General features: G+C 67.6%; 14 protein-coding genes. 12 read left to right on the top strand and 2 right to left on the bottom strand.

Annotated elements, in window-relative coordinates:
- Nucleotides 1-28 precede the first annotated feature (28 nt).
- Nucleotides 29-1,366, bottom strand: coding sequence for an MFS transporter (locus JHW38_RS03260; protein WP_207524600.1), 1,338 nt, complete (start codon nucleotides 1,364-1,366; stop codon nucleotides 29-31).
- Nucleotides 1,367-1,758: 392 nt separating this feature from the next.
- Between JHW38_RS03260 and cyoA the strand changes: the two genes are divergently transcribed.
- From cyoA to JHW38_RS03210, 10 genes are all read left to right on the top strand, one after another.
- The gene (gene cyoA / locus JHW38_RS03255) at nucleotides 1,759-2,808 is read left to right on the top strand and encodes a ubiquinol oxidase subunit II (RefSeq protein WP_207524599.1); all 1,050 of its coding nucleotides are present in this window, start codon (nucleotides 1,759-1,761) and stop codon (nucleotides 2,806-2,808) included.
- Nucleotides 2,809-2,876: 68 nt separating this feature from the next.
- Nucleotides 2,877-4,883, top strand: coding sequence for a cytochrome o ubiquinol oxidase subunit I (gene cyoB / locus JHW38_RS03250; RefSeq protein ID WP_242691167.1), 2,007 nt, complete (start codon nucleotides 2,877-2,879; stop codon nucleotides 4,881-4,883).
- A gap of 13 nt (nucleotides 4,884-4,896) precedes the next feature.
- Nucleotides 4,897-5,523 carry a cytochrome o ubiquinol oxidase subunit III gene (gene cyoC, locus JHW38_RS03245; protein ID WP_428995307.1) on the top strand — a complete coding sequence of 209 codons (627 nt, stop codon included), beginning with the start codon at nucleotides 4,897-4,899 and terminating at the stop codon, nucleotides 5,521-5,523.
- On the top strand, nucleotides 5,520-5,930 hold the full coding sequence (gene cyoD, locus JHW38_RS03240; protein ID WP_207524597.1) for a cytochrome o ubiquinol oxidase subunit IV: 411 nt from the start codon (nucleotides 5,520-5,522) through the stop codon (nucleotides 5,928-5,930). Before cyoC ends, cyoD begins: the two co-directional genes overlap by 4 nt.
- A gap of 273 nt (nucleotides 5,931-6,203) precedes the next feature.
- A complete protein-coding gene (locus JHW38_RS03235) occupies nucleotides 6,204-6,974 on the top strand; it encodes an SURF1 family protein (RefSeq protein WP_207524596.1) in 771 nt (256 codons plus the stop codon).
- A gap of 169 nt (nucleotides 6,975-7,143) precedes the next feature.
- Nucleotides 7,144-8,391 carry an ATP-binding protein gene (locus JHW38_RS03230; protein ID WP_242691165.1) on the top strand — a complete coding sequence of 416 codons (1,248 nt, stop codon included), beginning with the start codon at nucleotides 7,144-7,146 and terminating at the stop codon, nucleotides 8,389-8,391.
- The gene (locus JHW38_RS03225) at nucleotides 8,384-8,965 is read left to right on the top strand and encodes a response regulator transcription factor (RefSeq protein ID WP_207524594.1); all 582 of its coding nucleotides are present in this window, start codon (nucleotides 8,384-8,386) and stop codon (nucleotides 8,963-8,965) included. The genes JHW38_RS03230 and JHW38_RS03225 overlap by 8 nt, the downstream gene beginning before the upstream one ends.
- Nucleotides 8,966-9,142: 177 nt before the next feature.
- Nucleotides 9,143-9,496, top strand: coding sequence for a hypothetical protein (locus JHW38_RS03220; RefSeq protein ID WP_207524593.1), 354 nt, complete (start codon nucleotides 9,143-9,145; stop codon nucleotides 9,494-9,496).
- A gap of 124 nt (nucleotides 9,497-9,620) precedes the next feature.
- Nucleotides 9,621-11,957 (top strand): glycogen debranching protein, encoded by a 2,337-nt coding sequence (locus tag JHW38_RS03215; protein WP_207524592.1) that lies wholly within the window; start codon nucleotides 9,621-9,623, stop codon nucleotides 11,955-11,957.
- Nucleotides 11,958-12,159: 202 nt separating this feature from the next.
- Nucleotides 12,160-12,852: an alpha/beta hydrolase gene (locus JHW38_RS03210; protein WP_207524591.1), complete on the top strand. Its 693-nt coding sequence runs from the start codon at nucleotides 12,160-12,162 to the stop codon at nucleotides 12,850-12,852.
- A 459-nt stretch (nucleotides 12,853-13,311) separates the two neighbouring features.
- Here JHW38_RS03210 and JHW38_RS03205 read toward each other — a convergent pair whose 3' ends face one another.
- On the bottom strand, nucleotides 13,312-14,109 hold the full coding sequence (locus JHW38_RS03205; RefSeq protein WP_207524590.1) for an AraC family transcriptional regulator: 798 nt from the start codon (nucleotides 14,107-14,109) through the stop codon (nucleotides 13,312-13,314).
- 141 nt (nucleotides 14,110-14,250) lie between these two features.
- Here JHW38_RS03205 and JHW38_RS03200 point away from each other — a divergent pair, with 141 nt between their 5' ends.
- Nucleotides 14,251-15,528: an MFS transporter gene (locus JHW38_RS03200; RefSeq protein ID WP_207524589.1), complete on the top strand. Its 1,278-nt coding sequence runs from the start codon at nucleotides 14,251-14,253 to the stop codon at nucleotides 15,526-15,528.
- A 52-nt stretch (nucleotides 15,529-15,580) separates the two neighbouring features.
- Nucleotides 15,581-16,168, top strand: coding sequence for an alpha-ketoglutarate-dependent dioxygenase AlkB (locus tag JHW38_RS03195; protein ID WP_207524588.1), 588 nt, complete (start codon nucleotides 15,581-15,583; stop codon nucleotides 16,166-16,168).
- The last annotated feature ends 33 nt before the right edge of the window (nucleotides 16,169-16,201 follow it).

Below are 16,201 nucleotides of genomic sequence, written 5' to 3'. Positions count from 1 at the left end.
CTAGCTCCTAACCGCTATCTCCTGGCTCTCAGCTTCTGAGCTTAAGGGCTCGGTTCACGCCCAGCGCGACCATCGTGCACACCGCGCCGGACAGCAGGTACACGCCGACGAAGGCCAGGCCGAAGTGCGCGCACAGGCCCAGCGCCACCAGCGGCGCGAACGCGGCGCCGATCAGCCAAGCCAGGTCGGAGGTCAGTGCGGCGCCGGTGTAGCGGTACTTGGCGCCGAAGTTGGCGGTCACCGAACCGGCCGCCTGGCCGTACGACAGGCCGAGCAGGACGAAACCGACCAGGATGAAGACGTCCTGCCCGACCTCGCCCGAACCCAGCAGGGTCGGCGCGAAACCGCTGAACATCGCGATCGCCGCGGCCAGCGCGGCCAGGGTGCGCGGACGGCCGAACTTGTCGGCGATCCAGCCCGACGCGACCACCGCGCCGGCGGCCAGGGTCGCGCCGACGATCTGCACGACCAGGAACTGGGTCACCGACTGGTCGGAATACAGCACGATCCACGACAGCGGGAAGATCGTGACGATATGGAACAGCGCATAGCTGGCGAGCGCGGCGAACGCGCCGATGACGACGTGGCGGCCCTTGGCGCTGAACAGTTCCAGCACCGGCGTCGGCTCGAGCTGCTGCTCGCCGAGCTCGCGCTCGTATTCGTGGGTGACCACCAGGCGCAGGCGCGCGAACAGCGCCACCACGTTCAGCGCGAACGCGGCGAAGAACGGATAGCGCCAGCCCCAGTCGAGGAAGTCGGCGCGCGACAGCGCGGTGCTCAGATAAGCGAACAGCGCCGCGGCGATGATGAAGCCGACCGGCGCGCCGAGCTGGCCGAGCATCGCGTACCAGCCGCGGCGTTCCTTCGGCGCGTTCAGCGCCAGCAGCGACGGCAGGCCGTCCCAGCTGCCGCCCAGGGCGATGCCCTGGCCGAGCCGGAACACCGACAGCAGCACCAGCGACAGCGCGCCGATCTTGGCGAAGCCCGGCAGGAAGGCGATGCCGGCGGTGCAGGTGCCGAGCAGGAACAGCGCGACGGTCAGCTTGGTGCTGCGGTCCCAGCGGCGCTGGATCCACATGAACAACACGGTGCCGAACGGACGCGAGATGAAGGCCAGGGCGAAGATCGCGAACGACCATAGCGTGCCTTCGAGCTTGCCCAGGTGCGGGAAGAACACCGACGGGAACACCAGCGCCGAGGCGATGCCGTAGACGAAGAAGTCGAAGTATTCCGAAGCGCGGCCGATGACCACGCCGACCGCGATGTCGCCCGGCGCGACCTCGGCGTGCGAGTCGGTGCCGTGCACCGAGACGGTCGAGGAATCGGGCCCGGAAGCGTGGGGATGTGCGTGATTGGGCGTTTGCATCGTCGGTTGCAGCTCGGTGCGGTTGCGAAGGGCGTCGCGGGGCGCGCGGCGGTTGTGCCGGAACGGGCGGAATCGTTCATCCGCCGCTGCCGATACCTTACTCCTGACCGCGACGCCGCGCCGTTCGGGAAACGGCGGAAACTCCCGACGAACGGGCGAAAACGCCCGAAAACCCCGGTTTTTCCGCATTACCCGACGCGCCCGCTGCGGCCAGACGCGGCAAAACTCCGCGCATAAGCCAGCGCCCCGAAGACCGGGACGGCGTAAGCTTCCCACCGCGATTGCTGCACTGCCATAGGACAAAACGTCCAATCGTCCCGGTCATCGCTGCGGCGCACAATTGCGCGGTCGCCGCGAGCCTCGCGGCCTTGTCGTGCTTAAGCGTCAGGTTGATGAACGCAATCAAGTCCCTACTCCGTCCGCTGCTCCTGGCCTGCGCGCTGCTGCCGCTGGCCGGCTGCAACACGCTCCTTCTGAACGCGCCCGGCGACGTCGCGCGCCAGCAAGGCGATCTGATCATCGTCTCCACCGTGCTGATGCTGCTGATCATCGTGCCGGTGATCGCGCTGACGCTGTTCTTCGCCTGGCGCTACCGCGCGTCGAACTCCGAGGCGACCTACAAGCCCGACTGGGACCACTCGACCCAGCTCGAGCTGCTGATTTGGGCCGCGCCCTTGCTGATCATCGTCGTGCTCGGCGCGATCACCTGGGTCAGCACCCACACCCTGGATCCGTACCGCCCGCTCGACCGGATCAAGGCCGGCCAGCCGGTCGCCGCCGACGTCAAGCCGCTGGAGATCGAAGTGGTGGCGCTGGACTGGAAGTGGCTGTTCCTCTATCCCGAGCAGAACATCGCCACGGTCAACGAGATCGCCGCGCCGGTCGACCGTCCGATCAAGTTCAAGATCACCGCCTCCTCGGTCATGAACTCGTTCTACATCCCCGCCCTGGCCGGCCAGATCTACGCCATGCCGGGCATGGAAACCCAACTGCACGCGGTCATGAACCACCCGGGCCAGTACGACGGCTTCTCGGCCAACTACAGCGGCCACGGCTTCTCGCACATGCGCTTCAAGTTCCACGGCATGGACCAGGCCGGCTTCGATAAGTGGGTCGAGAGCAACCGCGCCAGCGGCCAGACCCTGGAACGCGCCGGCTACCTGGAACTGGAAAAGCCCAGCGAGAAGGAACCGGTGCGCCGCTTTGCTGCGGTCGCGCCGGGCCTGTACCACGCGATCCTCAACCGCTGCGTCGACTCGTCGAAGATGTGCATGGACGAGATGATGATGATCGACGCCAACGGCGGGCTCGGCAACAGCGCCAACGCGCTGGCGCCGCGCCGGCGCGGCGATCTGCGCGGCGGCCCGGTGGTGCTCTCGGCGATGTGCGTCACCGAACCGTCCGCCACCCCGAACTGGGGCGTGGCCAACCTGGCCCCCTGAGCGTTTAGCGCAAGCATTCAACCGCGCGCCTCGCGCGCGCAGGTCCGTACGCGGACTCCGGAGCGAAGATGTCTGACCAATCCAACCTCGCCAAGCTGATCTTCGGCCGGCTCACCTGGGACGCGATCCCGCTGCACGAGCCGATCCTGCTCGCGACCTTCGCCATGGTCGCGATCGGCGGCATCGCCGTGCTCGCGCTGCTGACCCGCTACAAGCTCTGGGGCTATCTCTGGAGCGAGTGGTTCACCAGCATCGACCACAAGAAGATCGGCATCATGTACATCGTGCTGGGGCTGATCATGCTGATGCGCGGCTTCGCCGACGCGATCATGATGCGCATGCAGCAGGCGATGGCGTTCGGCGACAACGCCGGCTTCCTGCCGCCGCACCACTACGACCAGATCTTCACCGCCCACGGCGTGATCATGATCTTCTTCGTGGCGATGCCGCTGGTGACGGGCTTCATGAACTACGTGGTGCCGCTGCAGATCGGCGCGCGCGACGTGGCGTTCCCGTTCCTCAACAACTTCAGCTTCTGGATGACCGCCTGCGGCGCCGGCCTGGTGATGGTGTCGCTGTTCGTCGGCGAGTTCTCCACCGCCGGCTGGCTGGCCTACCCGCCGCTGTCGGGCATCGCCTACAGCCCCAGCGTCGGCGTCGACTACTACATATGGGCGCTGCAGATCGCCGGCGTTGGCACCCTGCTCTCGGGCGTCAACCTGATCGCGACCATCGTCAAGATGCGCGCGCCGGGCATGAGCATGATGAAGATGCCGGTGTTCACCTGGACTTCGCTGTGCACCAACGTGCTGATCGTGGCCGCGTTCCCGGTGCTGACCGCAGTGCTGGTGCTGCTCTCGCTCGACCGCTACGCCGGCACCAACTTCTTCACGAACGATCTGGGCGGCAACCCCATGATGTACGTGAACCTGATCTGGATCTGGGGCCACCCGGAGGTCTACATCCTGATCCTGCCGTGCTTCGGCATCTTCTCCGAGATCGTCGCCACCTACAGCGGCAAGCGCCTGTTCGGCTATGCCTCGATGGTGTACGCGACCGTGGTCATCACGATCCTGTCCTACCTGGTGTGGCTGCACCACTTCTTCACCATGGGCTCGGGCGCGAGCGTCAACTCGTTCTTCGGCATCACCACGATGATCATCTCGATCCCGACGGGCGCGAAGATCTTCAACTGGCTGTTCACCATGTACCGCGGCCGCATCCGCTTCGAGGTGCCGATGCTGTGGACGGTGGGCTTCATGGTCACCTTCACCATCGGCGGCATGACCGGCGTGCTGCTGGCGGTGCCGCCGGCCGACTTCGTCCTGCACAACAGCCTGTTCCTGATCGCCCACTTCCACAACGTCATCATCGGCGGCGTGCTGTTCGGCCTGTTCGCCGGCATCAACTTCTGGTGGCCCAAGGCGTTCGGCTTCAAGCTCGATCCGTTCTGGGGCAAGTGCTCGTTCTGGTTCTGGCAGATCGGCTTCTTCTTCGCCTTCATGCCGCTGTACGTGCTCGGCCTGATGGGCGTGACCCGGCGCATGAGCCACTTCGACGATCCCTCGATCCAGATCTGGTTCGTCATCGCCGCCTTCGGCGCCGCGCTGATCGCGATCGGCATCGCCTGCATGCTGATCCAGATCTTCGTCAGCATCCGCAACCGCGAGAAGCTGCGCGACCCGACCGGCGACCCGTGGCAGGGCCGCACCCTGGAGTGGTCGACCTCGTCGCCGCCGCCGGCGTACAACTTCGCGTTCACCCCGGTGGTGCACGACAACGACGCCTGGCACGACATGAAGCAGCGCGGCTTCCAGCGTCCGACCTCGGGCTTCATCCCGATCCACATGCCCAAGAACACCGCCGCCGGCCTGGTCATCGCCCTGCTCAGCACCGTCTGCGCGTTCGCGTTGATCTGGCAGATGTGGCTGGTCGCCGGCGCGTTCTTCGCGGCGATGCTGATCGCGACCATCGTCCACACCTTCAACTACAAGCGCGACTTCTACATTCCGGCCGACGAAGTGGCCGACACCGAAGGCAAGCGCACGCAACAACTGGCCGCCGCCCATGTCTGACGCCACCGCCATCCTGACCCACGCCCAGGCGCAGCCGGCTTCCTCGGCCGCGCACTTCCTCGACCTCAAGGGCAAGCACCATCCGGAGAACAGCACCCTGCTCGGGTTCTGGCTCTACCTGATGAGCGACTGCCTGGTGTTCGCGGTGCTGTTCGCCACCTACGGCGTGCTTGGCCGCAGCTACGCGGCCGGGCCGTCGGGCGCGGACCTGTTCGACCTGCAGTTGGTGGCGATCAACACCTCGATGCTGCTGCTGTCGTCGATCACCTACGGCTTCGCGATGATCGCGATGACCAAGCGCAAGCTCGCCGCGGTGCAGGGCTGGCTGGCGATCACCGGCCTGTTCGGCCTGGCCTTCATCGGCCTGGAGCTGTACGAGTTCGCCCACCTGATCCACGAGGGCGCCGGTCCGCAGCGCAGCGCGTTCCTGTCCTCGTTCTTCGCCCTGGTCGCGACCCACGGCCTGCATGTCACTTTCGGCATCGTCTGGCTGGTGGTGCTGATGACCCAGCTGAGCAAGCACGGCCTCACCGCCGCCAACCGCCGCCGCCTGCTGTGCCTGTCAATGTTCTGGCACTTCCTCGACGTCGTCTGGATCGGCGTCTTCACCTTCGTCTACCTGATGGGAGTGCTGCCGTGACCCAGTCCGCGCACCACGACAACGCACACGCTCACGGCGATCACGGCCACGACGGCCACGATCACGAGGAGCACGATGACTACCACGGCACCGTCAAGGGCTACACCGTCGGCTTCCTGCTGTCGGTGCTGCTGACCGCGATCCCGTTCTGGTTGGTCATGGCCAAGGTGCTGCCGTCCTCCGGCGTCACCGCCGCGGTGATCCTCGGCTTCGCCGTGGTCCAGATCGTCGTGCACATGGTCTACTTCCTGCACATGAACACGAAGTCGGAAGGCGGCTGGAACATGCTCGCGCTGATCTTCACCATCGTGATCGTGGTGATTACGCTGGCCGGCTCGTTGTGGGTCATGCATCACTTGAACGTGAACATGATGCCGATGCCGCATGAGATGCGGAACATGCCGTAACAGCGGGAAAAGAAGGGAATCGGGATGGGGGAACTGAGGTTCTGCCTGTGCCGGTCTCTCGGCGGCGGGTGCGGTTTCGCACTCGCCGCGCTCTTGCCAGGACGTCGTCCGCTACCAGCACGTCATCCCCGCGAACGCGGGGATCCAGAGACTTCAGCCGGCCGTTTCCCGGCAACCCGCGCCTCCATCGCGCGGTCTCCCGCCCCGGTCCACGCAGGGCTATCATCCCCACGCAACCGGCTCGCCCCTCTCGTCTTCCGCACGAGGCCAATCATGGCGACCAGCGTCAAACCGCCGCGCAGTTCCTTCGTCCTCGGGCTCATCGGCGCCGTGTTCCTGGCGCTGTTCGCCGGGCTGATCGCGCTCGGCGCGTGGCAGGTGCAGCGGCTCGGCTGGAAGCGCGACCTGATCCAGCGGGTCGACTCGCGCGTGCACGCGCCGCCGGCCGCCGCGCCGGGCCCGTCCGAATGGCCCGAAGTGAGCGCGGCGCGCGACGAATACCGGCACGTGCGGCTGCGCGGCCGCTGGCTGCCCGGCGTCGACACCCGGGTGCAGGCGGTGACCGAGCTGGGCCCGGGGTTCTGGCTGCTGACGCCGCTGCGCACCGACGCCGGCTACACCGTGCTGGTCAACCGCGGCTACGTGCCCGACGCCAGCGCCGCGGCCGCAGTCGTCGCGCCTGCCGGCGCAACCGAGGTCGTCGGCCTGCTGCGGCTCAGCGAGCCCGGCGGCGGTTTCCTGCGCACGAACCAGCCGGCGCAGCAGCGCTGGTTCTCGCGCGACGTCGCCGCGATCGCCGCCGCGCACCGCCTCGACGGCGCGGTCGCGCCGTACTTCGTCGACGCCGAACGCGCCGCGCCGCTGCCCGGCGACCTGCGCACCGCGCCGCAATGGCCGGTCGGCGGGCTCACGGTGATAAAATTCCCCGACCATCACTTGCAGTACGCGCTGACGTGGTTCGCGCTGGCGCTGATGGTGGCCTGGGCGGCTTGGCGGGTCTGGAAGGAAGAAGCCCGGCGGCGCGCGGCGCACAAGACGCCCTGACGCCCCCACAGTTCCCCAACCCCGCTCCATCTTCCCCGCCTTAAGCTTCAACGCCGCAGTCCACTCCGTGCTTTACTCGTTCCTCCCCCCTCTCCACTCGCTTCTGCCCAAACGCATGCAGCCCGACCAGCCCCTCCCGGCTTCGCGCGACGGCACCGGGGTCAAGAACATGCACCAGCTGATCCAGCTGCGCTGGATCGCGGTGATCGGCCAGGTGGCCACCATCGTCTTCGTCCACTACGGCTTCGGCATCAAGCTGCCGCTGATGCCGATGGCGATCGTGCTGGCCTGCCTGGCCGCGTTCAACCTGGTCAGCTCGCTGCGCTGGCGCAAGCGCGAGGAAGTCACCAACGGCGCGCTGTTCCTGGCCCTGCTGGTCGACATCCTGACCCTGACCGCGCAGCTCTACCTCAGCGGCGGCGCGGCCAATCCCTTCGTGTTCCTGTACCTGCTGCAAGTCGCGCTGGCCTGCGTGCTGCTGCGCACCTGGGCCAGCTGCGCGGTGGTGGTGGTGACCAGCGCCTGCTTCATCGCCCTGACCACGTTCGCCGGCCCGGTGGTGATACCGGCCGACCCGACCCGCGGCCTGCGCGATCCCTACGTGCAGGGCCTGCTGCTGTGCTTCACCCTCAACGCGACCTTGCTGGTGGTGTTCATCACCCGCATCGGCCGCAACCTGCGCGCGCGCGACCAGCGCCTGGCCGATCTGCGCCAGCGCGCGGCCGAGGAAGAACACATCGTGCGCATGGGCCTGCTCGCCTCCGGCGCCGCGCACGAGCTCGGCACGCCGCTGGCGACGCTGTCGGTGATCCTCGGCGACTGGCGGCGGATGCCGCCGTTCACCCAGCAACCCGAGCTGTTGCAGGAGCTCGACGAGATGCAGACCCAGCTGACCCGCTGCAAGAGCATCGTCACCGGCATTTTGCTGTCGGCCGGCGAAGCGCGCGGCGAAGCGCCTGCGATCACGACCGTGACCGAATTTCTCGACGACCTGGTCGACGAATGGCGCACGACCCGCCCGGTGCGCGGATTCGACTACCAGAACGGCTTCGGCGAGGATGTCGCGATCATCTCCGACTCGGGCCTCAAGCAGATGATCTGCAACGTCCTCGACAACGCGCTGGAGGCTTCGCCGGGCTGGGTCGGGCTGGAATCCTGGCGCGACGAGGAGCGGCTGGTGCTGCGCGTCAGCGACGCCGGCCCGGGCTTCTCCGCGGCGATGCTGTCGCATTTCGGCAAGCCGTATCAGTCCAGCAAGGGCCGCCCCGGCGGCGGCCTGGGCCTGTTCCTCGCCCTCAACGTCGCCCGCCAGCTCGGCGGCAGCATGGTCGCGCGCAACCGCGAACCCAGCGGCGCGGTGGTCACCATGAGCCTGCCGCTGGCCGCGCTGACGCCGCCGGAGTCCGACGATGAGTGAGGACCTGCCGCCGCTGCCGCCCGGATTCGACGACGACGACGACGAACCGCGCCGGCTGCTGATCGTCGAGGACGACGCCGCGTTCGCGCGCACGCTGACGCGTTCGTTCGAGCGCCGCGGCTACCTCGTGCACAACGCCAGCAATCTCGCCGAGGTGCAGGCGCTGCTGCGCGAACACACGCCGGGCTACGCGGTGGTCGACCTCAAGCTCGCCGGCGGCGATTCCGGCCTGGCCTGCGTGCAGGCGCTGCACGCCCACGACGAGGACATGCTGATCGTGGTGCTGACCGGCTACGCCAGCATCGCCACCGCGGTCGAGGCGATCAAGCTCGGCGCCCTGCACTACCTGGCCAAGCCGTCCAACACCGACGACATCGAAGCCGCGTTCGGCCGCGCCGAAGGCGACGCCAGCGTCGAGCTGACCGAGCGCCAGACCTCGATCAAGACCCTGGAGTGGGAACGCATCCACGAGATGCTCGCCGCCACCGACTTCAACATCTCCGAGACCGCGCGGCGGCTGGGCATGCACCGGCGGACGCTGGCGCGCAAGCTGGGCAAGCATCGGATCAAGTGAGTCCGCTGCGGGCGCGGCGCAGGCGGTCGCGCTTTCGGCCCGGTGCGCGCATCGAGTCGAGCCCGATCGAATCGCAGCGCCCGGCCCTACCGTCATCCCCGCGAAAGCGGGGATCCAGGGCTTTATCGCAGCAGCACTCTGAAGTCTCTGGATTCCCGCTTTCGCGGGAATGACGGCGTGGAGGAGACGACCCAAACCTACCGTCATCCCCGCGAAAGCGGGGATCCAGGGCTTTATCGCGGCAACACTCTGAAGTCTCTGGATTCCCGCTTTCGCGGGAATGACGGCGTGGAGGAAACGACCCCACCCTACCGTCATCCCCGCGAAAGCGGGGATCCAGGGCTTTATCGCGACAGCACTCTGAAGTCTCTGGATTCCCGCTTTCGCGGGAATGACGGCGTGGAGGAATCGACCCAAACCTACCGTCATCCCCGCGAAAGCGGGGATCCAGGGCTTTATCGCAGCAGCACTCTGAAGTCTCTGGATTCCCGCTTTCGCGGGGATGACGGCATGGAGATTCGCGCGCTGTGATACGCATCGGCGCGTTCCGCTTGAATACGATTGCAGCCCGCCATGCTGCGCTGCGTCTTGCTCCTAAAGTCGTTGTCGATGCCCGCGGCCCTCGCGGCGCGCACGATCACGGAGAACGGCGACGATGGACGAACACCGATCGAGCAAGCAGCGACGCGCCGGCAAAACCTTGCGCGCCCTCGCCCTGGCCGCGCTGGCCAGCGCGCTGAGCCCGGCGCATGCCGCGATCGACGCGCAACAACTCGGCGCGCGCTACGACGCGGCCCAGGCCAACCTCGCCTTCCGCGTCTATTCCTCGCGCGCCACCCGCATCGAAGTGTTCCTGTACAAGAACCCGACCGGCGCGCAGGAAGTCGCGCGGCTGGCGCTGAGCAAGGACGCCGCGACCCAGGTCTGGTCGCTGTCGCTGCCGACCGCGACGATCAAGAACACCTACGGCATCACCGGCACGGTCTATTACGGCTACCGCGCCTGGGGCCCGAACTGGCCTTACGACGCCGCCTGGACCAAGGGCAGCGCGACCGGCTTCGTCAGCGACGTCGACAACGCCGGCAACCGCTTCAATCCGAACAAGCTGCTGATCGACCCGTACGCGCGCGAGATCAGCCAGGATCCCAACACCGCCGCCTGCGCCGACGGCACGATCTACGCCAGCGGCGCCGCCCACCGCGCCAAGGACAGCGGCCTGTGCGCGAGCAAGAGCATCGCGCTGGCGGCGGACACTTCGTCCGTCGGCAGCAAGCCGACCCGCGCGCTCAAGGACGAAGTGGTCTACGAAGTGCACGTGCGCGGCCTCACCCGCAACGACGACGGCGTGCCCGCGGCCGAGCGCGGCACCTACAAGGGCGCCGCGCGCAAGGCCGCGGCGCTGGCCGCGCTGGGCGTCACCGCGGTCGAGTTCCTGCCGGTGCAGGAAGCGCAGAACGACCAGAACGACGTCGATCCGAACTCGACCACGGGCGACAACTACTGGGGCTACATGACCCTCAACTATTTCGCCCCGGACCGCCGCTACGCCTACGACAAGACGCCCGGCGGGCCGACCCGCGAATGGAAGGCGATGGTCAAGGCCTTCCACGACGCCGGCATCAAGGTCTATATCGACGTGGTCTACAACCACACCGGCGAAGGCGGGCCGTGGGGCGGCAGCGACGGGCTCACGGTCTACAACCTGCTGTCGTTCCGCGGCCTCGACAATCCGGCCTATTATTCGCTCAGCAGCGACTACAAATACCCTTGGGACAACACCGGCGTCGGCGGCAACTACAACACCCGCCATCCGGTCGCGCAGAACCTGATCGTCGACTCGCTGGCCTATTGGCGCGACGCGCTCGGCGTCGACGGCTTCCGCTTCGACCTGGCCTCGGTGCTCGGCAACAGCTGCCAGCACGGCTGCTTCAACTTCGACAAAAACGACAGCGGCAACGCGCTCAACCGCATCGCCGCGGAACTGCCGCCGCGCCCCGCCGCGGGCGGCGCCGGCCTGGACCTGATCGCCGAGCCGTGGGCCATCGGCGGCAACTCGTACCAGGTCGGCAATTTCCCGTCCGGCTGGGCCGAGTGGAACGGCCTCTACCGCGACGCGGTGCGCAAGAAGCAGAACAAGCTCGGGCAGGAGACCGTCACCACGGGCACCCTCGCCAGCCGCTTCGCCGGCTCCAGCGATCTGTACGGCGACGACGGCCGCAAGCCGTGGCATTCGGTCAACTTCGTGGTCGCCCACGACGGCTTCACCCTCAACGACCTGTACGCCTACAACGACAAGCAGAACAATCAGGCCTGGCCGTACGGCCCTTCCGACGGCGGCGAGGACCACAATCTGAGCTGGAACCAGGGCGGCATCGTCGCCGACCAGCGCAAGGCCGCGCGCACCGGGCTGGGCCTGCTGATGCTCAGCGCCGGCGTGCCGATGATGACCGGCGGCGACGAGGCGCTGCGCACCCAGTTCGGCAACAACAACACCTACAACCTGGATTCGGCCGCGAACTGGCTGTACTGGACCCGCAGCGCGGTCGAAGCCGACCACGAGACTTACACCAAGCGCTTGATCGCGTTCCGCAAGGCGCATCCGGCGTTGCGGCCGGCGGCGTTCTATTCGGGTTCCGACGGTAACGGCAACGTCATGGAGCAGTTGCGCTGGTTCAAGCCCGACGGCGCGCAGGCCGACAGCGCCTACTTCAATTCCAGCGACAACCACGCCTTGGCCTGGCGCATCGACGGCAGCGAGTTCGGCGACAGCGCCAGCGCGATCTACGTCGCCTACAACGGCTGGTCGGGTGCGGTGAACTTCGTGCTGCCGTGGCCCGGCAACGGCAAGCAATGGTATCGGGTGACCGACACCGCGACCTGGAACGAAGGCCCCAACGCGGTGGCCTTGCCGGGCAGCGAGACCTTGATCGGCGGCGAGAACGTCGTGTACGGAATGCAGGCCCGCTCGTTGCTGCTGTTGATCGCGAAGTGACCCGCCATCGGCCCGCGACGGCGTCCGCGGCCTTTCAGGCAGCTGAAAGAAGTCACATGCGAATTCACGCAACGTAGTTCGCGCTTATGAAAATCTCGGCCCTTCGCGGCGCCCGACTACGGGACCGCCGCGCAGGGCCGACGCCAACCGGCGCTGTCGCGCGAACCTCGTTGGCGCATTCATCCGGACTGGAATCGCGATCATGAGCGGCAAACCCACCATCGTTCTCGTACACGGCTTCTGGGGCGGCGCGGCGCATTGGGCCAAGACCATCGTCGAGCTTTCGCGCAAGGGCTACAGCGACCTCAAGGCGGTCGAAGTGCCGCTGACCTCGCTGGCCGACGACGTCGCCCGCACCCGCAAGATGATCGAACAGGCGCCGGGCCCGGTGCTGCTGGTCGGCCACTCCTACGGCGGCGCGGTCATCACCGAAGCCGGCACCCACGATAAGGTCGCCGGATTGGTCTATATCGCCGCATTCGCGCCCGATAGCGGCGAAAGCCCCGGCGGCATCACCCAGGAGCACTTGCCCGCGGCCGCGCCGAACCTCGCGCCCGACAGCGACGGCTATCTGTGGCTGAAGGCCGACAAGTTCCACGAAAGCTTCTGCCAGGACCTCAGCGCCGACGAAGGCCTGGTGATGGCGGTGACCCAGAAGGCGCCGCTCGCCAGCACCTTCGGCGACACGATTTCCAAGCCGGCGTGGAAGTCCAAGCCGAGCTGGTACCAGATCTCGGCCCAGGACCGCATGATCGCGCCGGAAAACCAGCAGCGCATGTCGGCGCGGATGAATCCGAAGAAGACGATCACGCTCGACGCCAGCCACGCCTCGCTGGCCTCGCACCCGGGCGAAGTGGCGGCGCTGATCGACGAGGCGGCGAAGGCGCTGGGCTGAGTCCGCTACGTCGGCGGCGTCGCGGTCGAACGGAAACTTGCGCCGCAAGCGAAGCATCGCAGTCGCGGCGTCACAGCGGCGTACTACCTGTAGGAGCGACGCAAGTCGCGACCGCGACAACGCAACTACGACGAAACTTGCGCCGCATGCGAAGTATCGCGGTCGCGGCTCGCGCCGCTCCTACAGTCGCTGCATCACAGCAGCGTACTACCTGTAGGAGCGACGCAAGTCGCGACCGCGACAACGCGACTACGACGAAGCCTGCGCCGCAAGCGAAGTATCGCGGTCGCGGCTCGCGCCGCTCCTACAGTCGCTACGTCGCAGCGGCGCACTACCTGTAGGAGCGACGCAAGTCGCGACCGCGACGACGCAACTACTACGAAACCAACGCCGCAAGCGATGTGTCGCGGTCGCGACTCGCGTCGCTCCTACAGGTAGAGAACGTAACAACGCCGCCGCTCAACCAATCGGCGCATACGCCCGCGCCGTCGCCAGATACCGGCTCGGCGGCATCCCGATCAGCCGCTTGAACATCGTCGTGAACGCCGAGGCGCTCTCGTACCCCAGGTCCAGCGCCAACGCCGTGATCGCCTCGCCGGCCGCCAGCCGCGGCAGCGCGGCGAAGATCGCGGCCTGCCGGCACCATTGGGCGAAGCTGGTGCCGGTCTGGGCGCGGAAGCGGCGGGTGAAGGTGCGCCGGCTCATCGCCAGGTCGCGGCACCATTCGTCGATGCCGTCGTGCGGCGAGGGATGCGCCAGATACGCGCGGCAGCGTTGCGCCAGGCGCGGTTCGGCCGGGAACGGAATGTCCAGCGGCAGCACCGGCGCGCGCTCGATCTCGCGCACGATCAGCGAATAGATCAGGTCCGGCCGCGAACCGCTGTCGGTCTCGGCCTGCAGCGGCAGATCCAGGGTTTCCAGCAACAGCTCGCGCATCAGCGCCGACACGCCGATGACCCGGCAATCCCCCGGCAGCACCGCGCTGACTTCGGGTTCGACGTAGATGCTGCGGGTGCTGATCTGCGCCAGCACGTGCACGTCGTGGGCCATGCCGGCCGGAATCCACGCCGCGCGCTCGGGCGGCACCATCCAGCGCCCCGCCTGGGTGCCGACCACCATGATCCCGTGCGCGCCGTACAGCAGCTGCGAGCGGCGATGGCTGTGGCGGGCGATGCGGTGCCCGGTCGGGTACTCGTTCGACGTCGCCACGATCCGGCCCGGCAAGTGGTCGGCCTGACCGGCCAGGACATTGCGCATTGGCCCGATCTCGAAGAATGTTGACCCGAACTATAACGCGGGCAAGGCCGCGCAGGCGTTTACTGAATGCGCCGCGCCCGCCCCGCCTGGACGGTCCCGTCCGCGCCGGTCCGCCGCCCCCTCCCCGCCTCGCCTGACGCCATGACCTCCCTGGATACCGCTACGCCCAGCGTTACCGCCGACAGCCCGGCCGTGCCGCCGGTTCCCGAGTACCAAGCCCCGCCCGCGCCCGCCGGCGAAACCGCCAACAAGATCGCCCTGCCGATCCTGACCATGCTCAGCGTCTGCCACCTGCTCAACGACATGATCCAGTCGTTGCTGCCGGCGCTGTATCCGCTGCTGAAGCAGAGCTTCCAGCTCGATTTCGGCCAGATCGGCCTGATCACCCTGACCTTCCAGGTGACCGCCTCGCTGTTGCAGCCGCTGGTCGGCATCTACACCGACAAGCGGCCGATGCCGTGGTCGCTGGCGATCGGCATGGGCTTCACCCTGACCGGCCTGTTGCTGCTGTCGCGCGCGACCAGCTTCCCGATGCTGCTGCTGGCCGCAGCGCTGGTCGGTTCGGGCTCGTCGGTGTTCCACCCCGAGTCCTCGCGGGTCGCGCGTATGGCTTCCGGCGGCCGCCACGGCCTGGCGCAGTCGTTGTTCCAGGTCGGCGGCAATCTGGGTTCGGCGCTGGGGCCGTTGCTCGCGGCCTACATCGTCATGCCGCGCGGCCAGGGCAGCGTGGGCTGGTTCGCGTTCGCCGCGCTGGCGGCCATGCTGCTGCTGAGCCGCATCGGCCTGTGGTATCGCGAACAGATCCCGCTGCAGCGCAAGGCCGGCGCGCGCGCCGCCGCGGCGCCGAAGCTGCCGCGCAAGACCATCGTCGCGACGATGGTGGTGCTGGGCCTGCTGATCTTCAGCAAGTACTTCTACATGGCCAGCCTGTCGAGCTATTACACCTTCTACCTGATGCACAAGTTCGGGGTCAGCGCGCAGAGCGCGCAGGTGCATCTGTTCGTGTTCCTCGGCGCGGTCGCGCTCGGCACGCTGGCCGGCGGACCGATCGGCGACCGCATCGGCCGCCGCTACGTCATCTGGTTCTCGATCCTCGGCGTGCTGCCGTTCACCCTGCTGCTGCCGCACGCCAACCTCGCCTGGACCACGGTGCTGACGGTGATCATCGGCCTGATCCTGTCGTCGGCGTTCTCGGCGATCCTGGTCTACGCGCAGGAACTGGTGCCGGGCCGCACCGGCGTCATCGCCGGCCTGTTCTTCGGTTTCGCGTTCGGCATGGGCGGCCTCGGCGCGGCCGCGCTGGGGCAACTGGCCGATCACGTCGGCATCGAAGCGGTCTACCGCCTGTGCGCGTACCTGCCGGCGATCGGGTTGCTGGCGTGGTTCCTGCCGAAACTGGAAAAACAGGCGAAAGGCTGAGCCGCGCGGCGCGGTCTCGCAGACTGAGACCGCGCCGGCGTAGCCTGCGCGGATGCATCAGACCTCGCTGTTCGCCGCTCAACCGCAGCAACCGATCCTCGACGCCGAGGGCGGCGTGCGTTACCTGCCGGGCGTGTTCGCGCCCGAGTTCTGCGAGCGGCTATTCGCCGAGTTGTGGGAGCACGCCGCGTGGAATTCCGAGCAGCGGCTGATGTACGAGCGTCTGGTCGAAGTGCCGCGCCGGGTCGCGCGGTACCGCATCGGCCGCGACGAACTGCCGCCGCTGCTGCAAGCCGCCGCCGCGCGGGTCGGCGAGACCCTAGGCGCGCCGTTCGACAGCGTCGGCCTGAATCTGTACCGCGACGGCCGCGACAGCGTCGCGCCGCACAACGACAAGCTGCACGACCTGGCGCCAGGCCAACCGATCGCCGTGCTCTCGCTCGGCGCCAGCCGGCGCATGACCGTCCGCGCCAAGCGCGCACCGCACGCGACCTGGCATATCGAACTGGAGGCCGGCAGCCTGCTGGTGATGAGCCATGCCTCGCAGTACCGCTACGATCACGGCATTCCGAAGGATCCCGGCGTGGTCGATCCGCGCATCAGCGCGGCGTTTCGGGTAAGGCGCGGTAGCTCCCTGTAGGAGCGGCGCGAGCCGCGACCGCGACAACGCAAC

The sequence above is a fragment of the Lysobacter enzymogenes genome (assembly GCF_017355525.1).
In the GTDB taxonomy this organism is placed as follows: Bacteria; Pseudomonadota; Gammaproteobacteria; order Xanthomonadales; family Xanthomonadaceae; genus Lysobacter; species Lysobacter enzymogenes_C.
Note: the sequence above shows the minus strand (reverse complement) of the source record. Positions and strands in the feature narration are given on the sequence as shown.

Coding starts and splice junctions, on each gene's coding strand:
- JHW38_RS03235 (WP_207524596.1), top strand. CDS start 6,204: ATGGCGACCAGCGTCAAACCGCCGCGCAGTTCCTTCGTCCTCGGGCTC.
- JHW38_RS03230 (WP_242691165.1), top strand. CDS start 7,144: ATGCACCAGCTGATCCAGCTGCGCTGGATCGCGGTGATCGGCCAGGTG.
- JHW38_RS03205 (WP_207524590.1), bottom strand. CDS start 14,109: ATGCGCAATGTCCTGGCCGGTCAGGCCGACCACTTGCCGGGCCGGATC.
- JHW38_RS03210 (WP_207524591.1), top strand. CDS start 12,160: ATGAGCGGCAAACCCACCATCGTTCTCGTACACGGCTTCTGGGGCGGC.
- JHW38_RS03195 (WP_207524588.1), top strand. CDS start 15,581: ATGCATCAGACCTCGCTGTTCGCCGCTCAACCGCAGCAACCGATCCTC.
- cyoB (WP_242691167.1), top strand. CDS start 2,877: ATGTCTGACCAATCCAACCTCGCCAAGCTGATCTTCGGCCGGCTCACC.
- cyoA (WP_207524599.1), top strand. CDS start 1,759: ATGAACGCAATCAAGTCCCTACTCCGTCCGCTGCTCCTGGCCTGCGCG.
- JHW38_RS03215 (WP_207524592.1), top strand. CDS start 9,621: ATGGACGAACACCGATCGAGCAAGCAGCGACGCGCCGGCAAAACCTTG.
- JHW38_RS03225 (WP_207524594.1), top strand. CDS start 8,384: ATGAGTGAGGACCTGCCGCCGCTGCCGCCCGGATTCGACGACGACGAC.
- JHW38_RS03200 (WP_207524589.1), top strand. CDS start 14,251: ATGACCTCCCTGGATACCGCTACGCCCAGCGTTACCGCCGACAGCCCG.
- JHW38_RS03260 (WP_207524600.1), bottom strand. CDS start 1,366: ATGCAAACGCCCAATCACGCACATCCCCACGCTTCCGGGCCCGATTCC.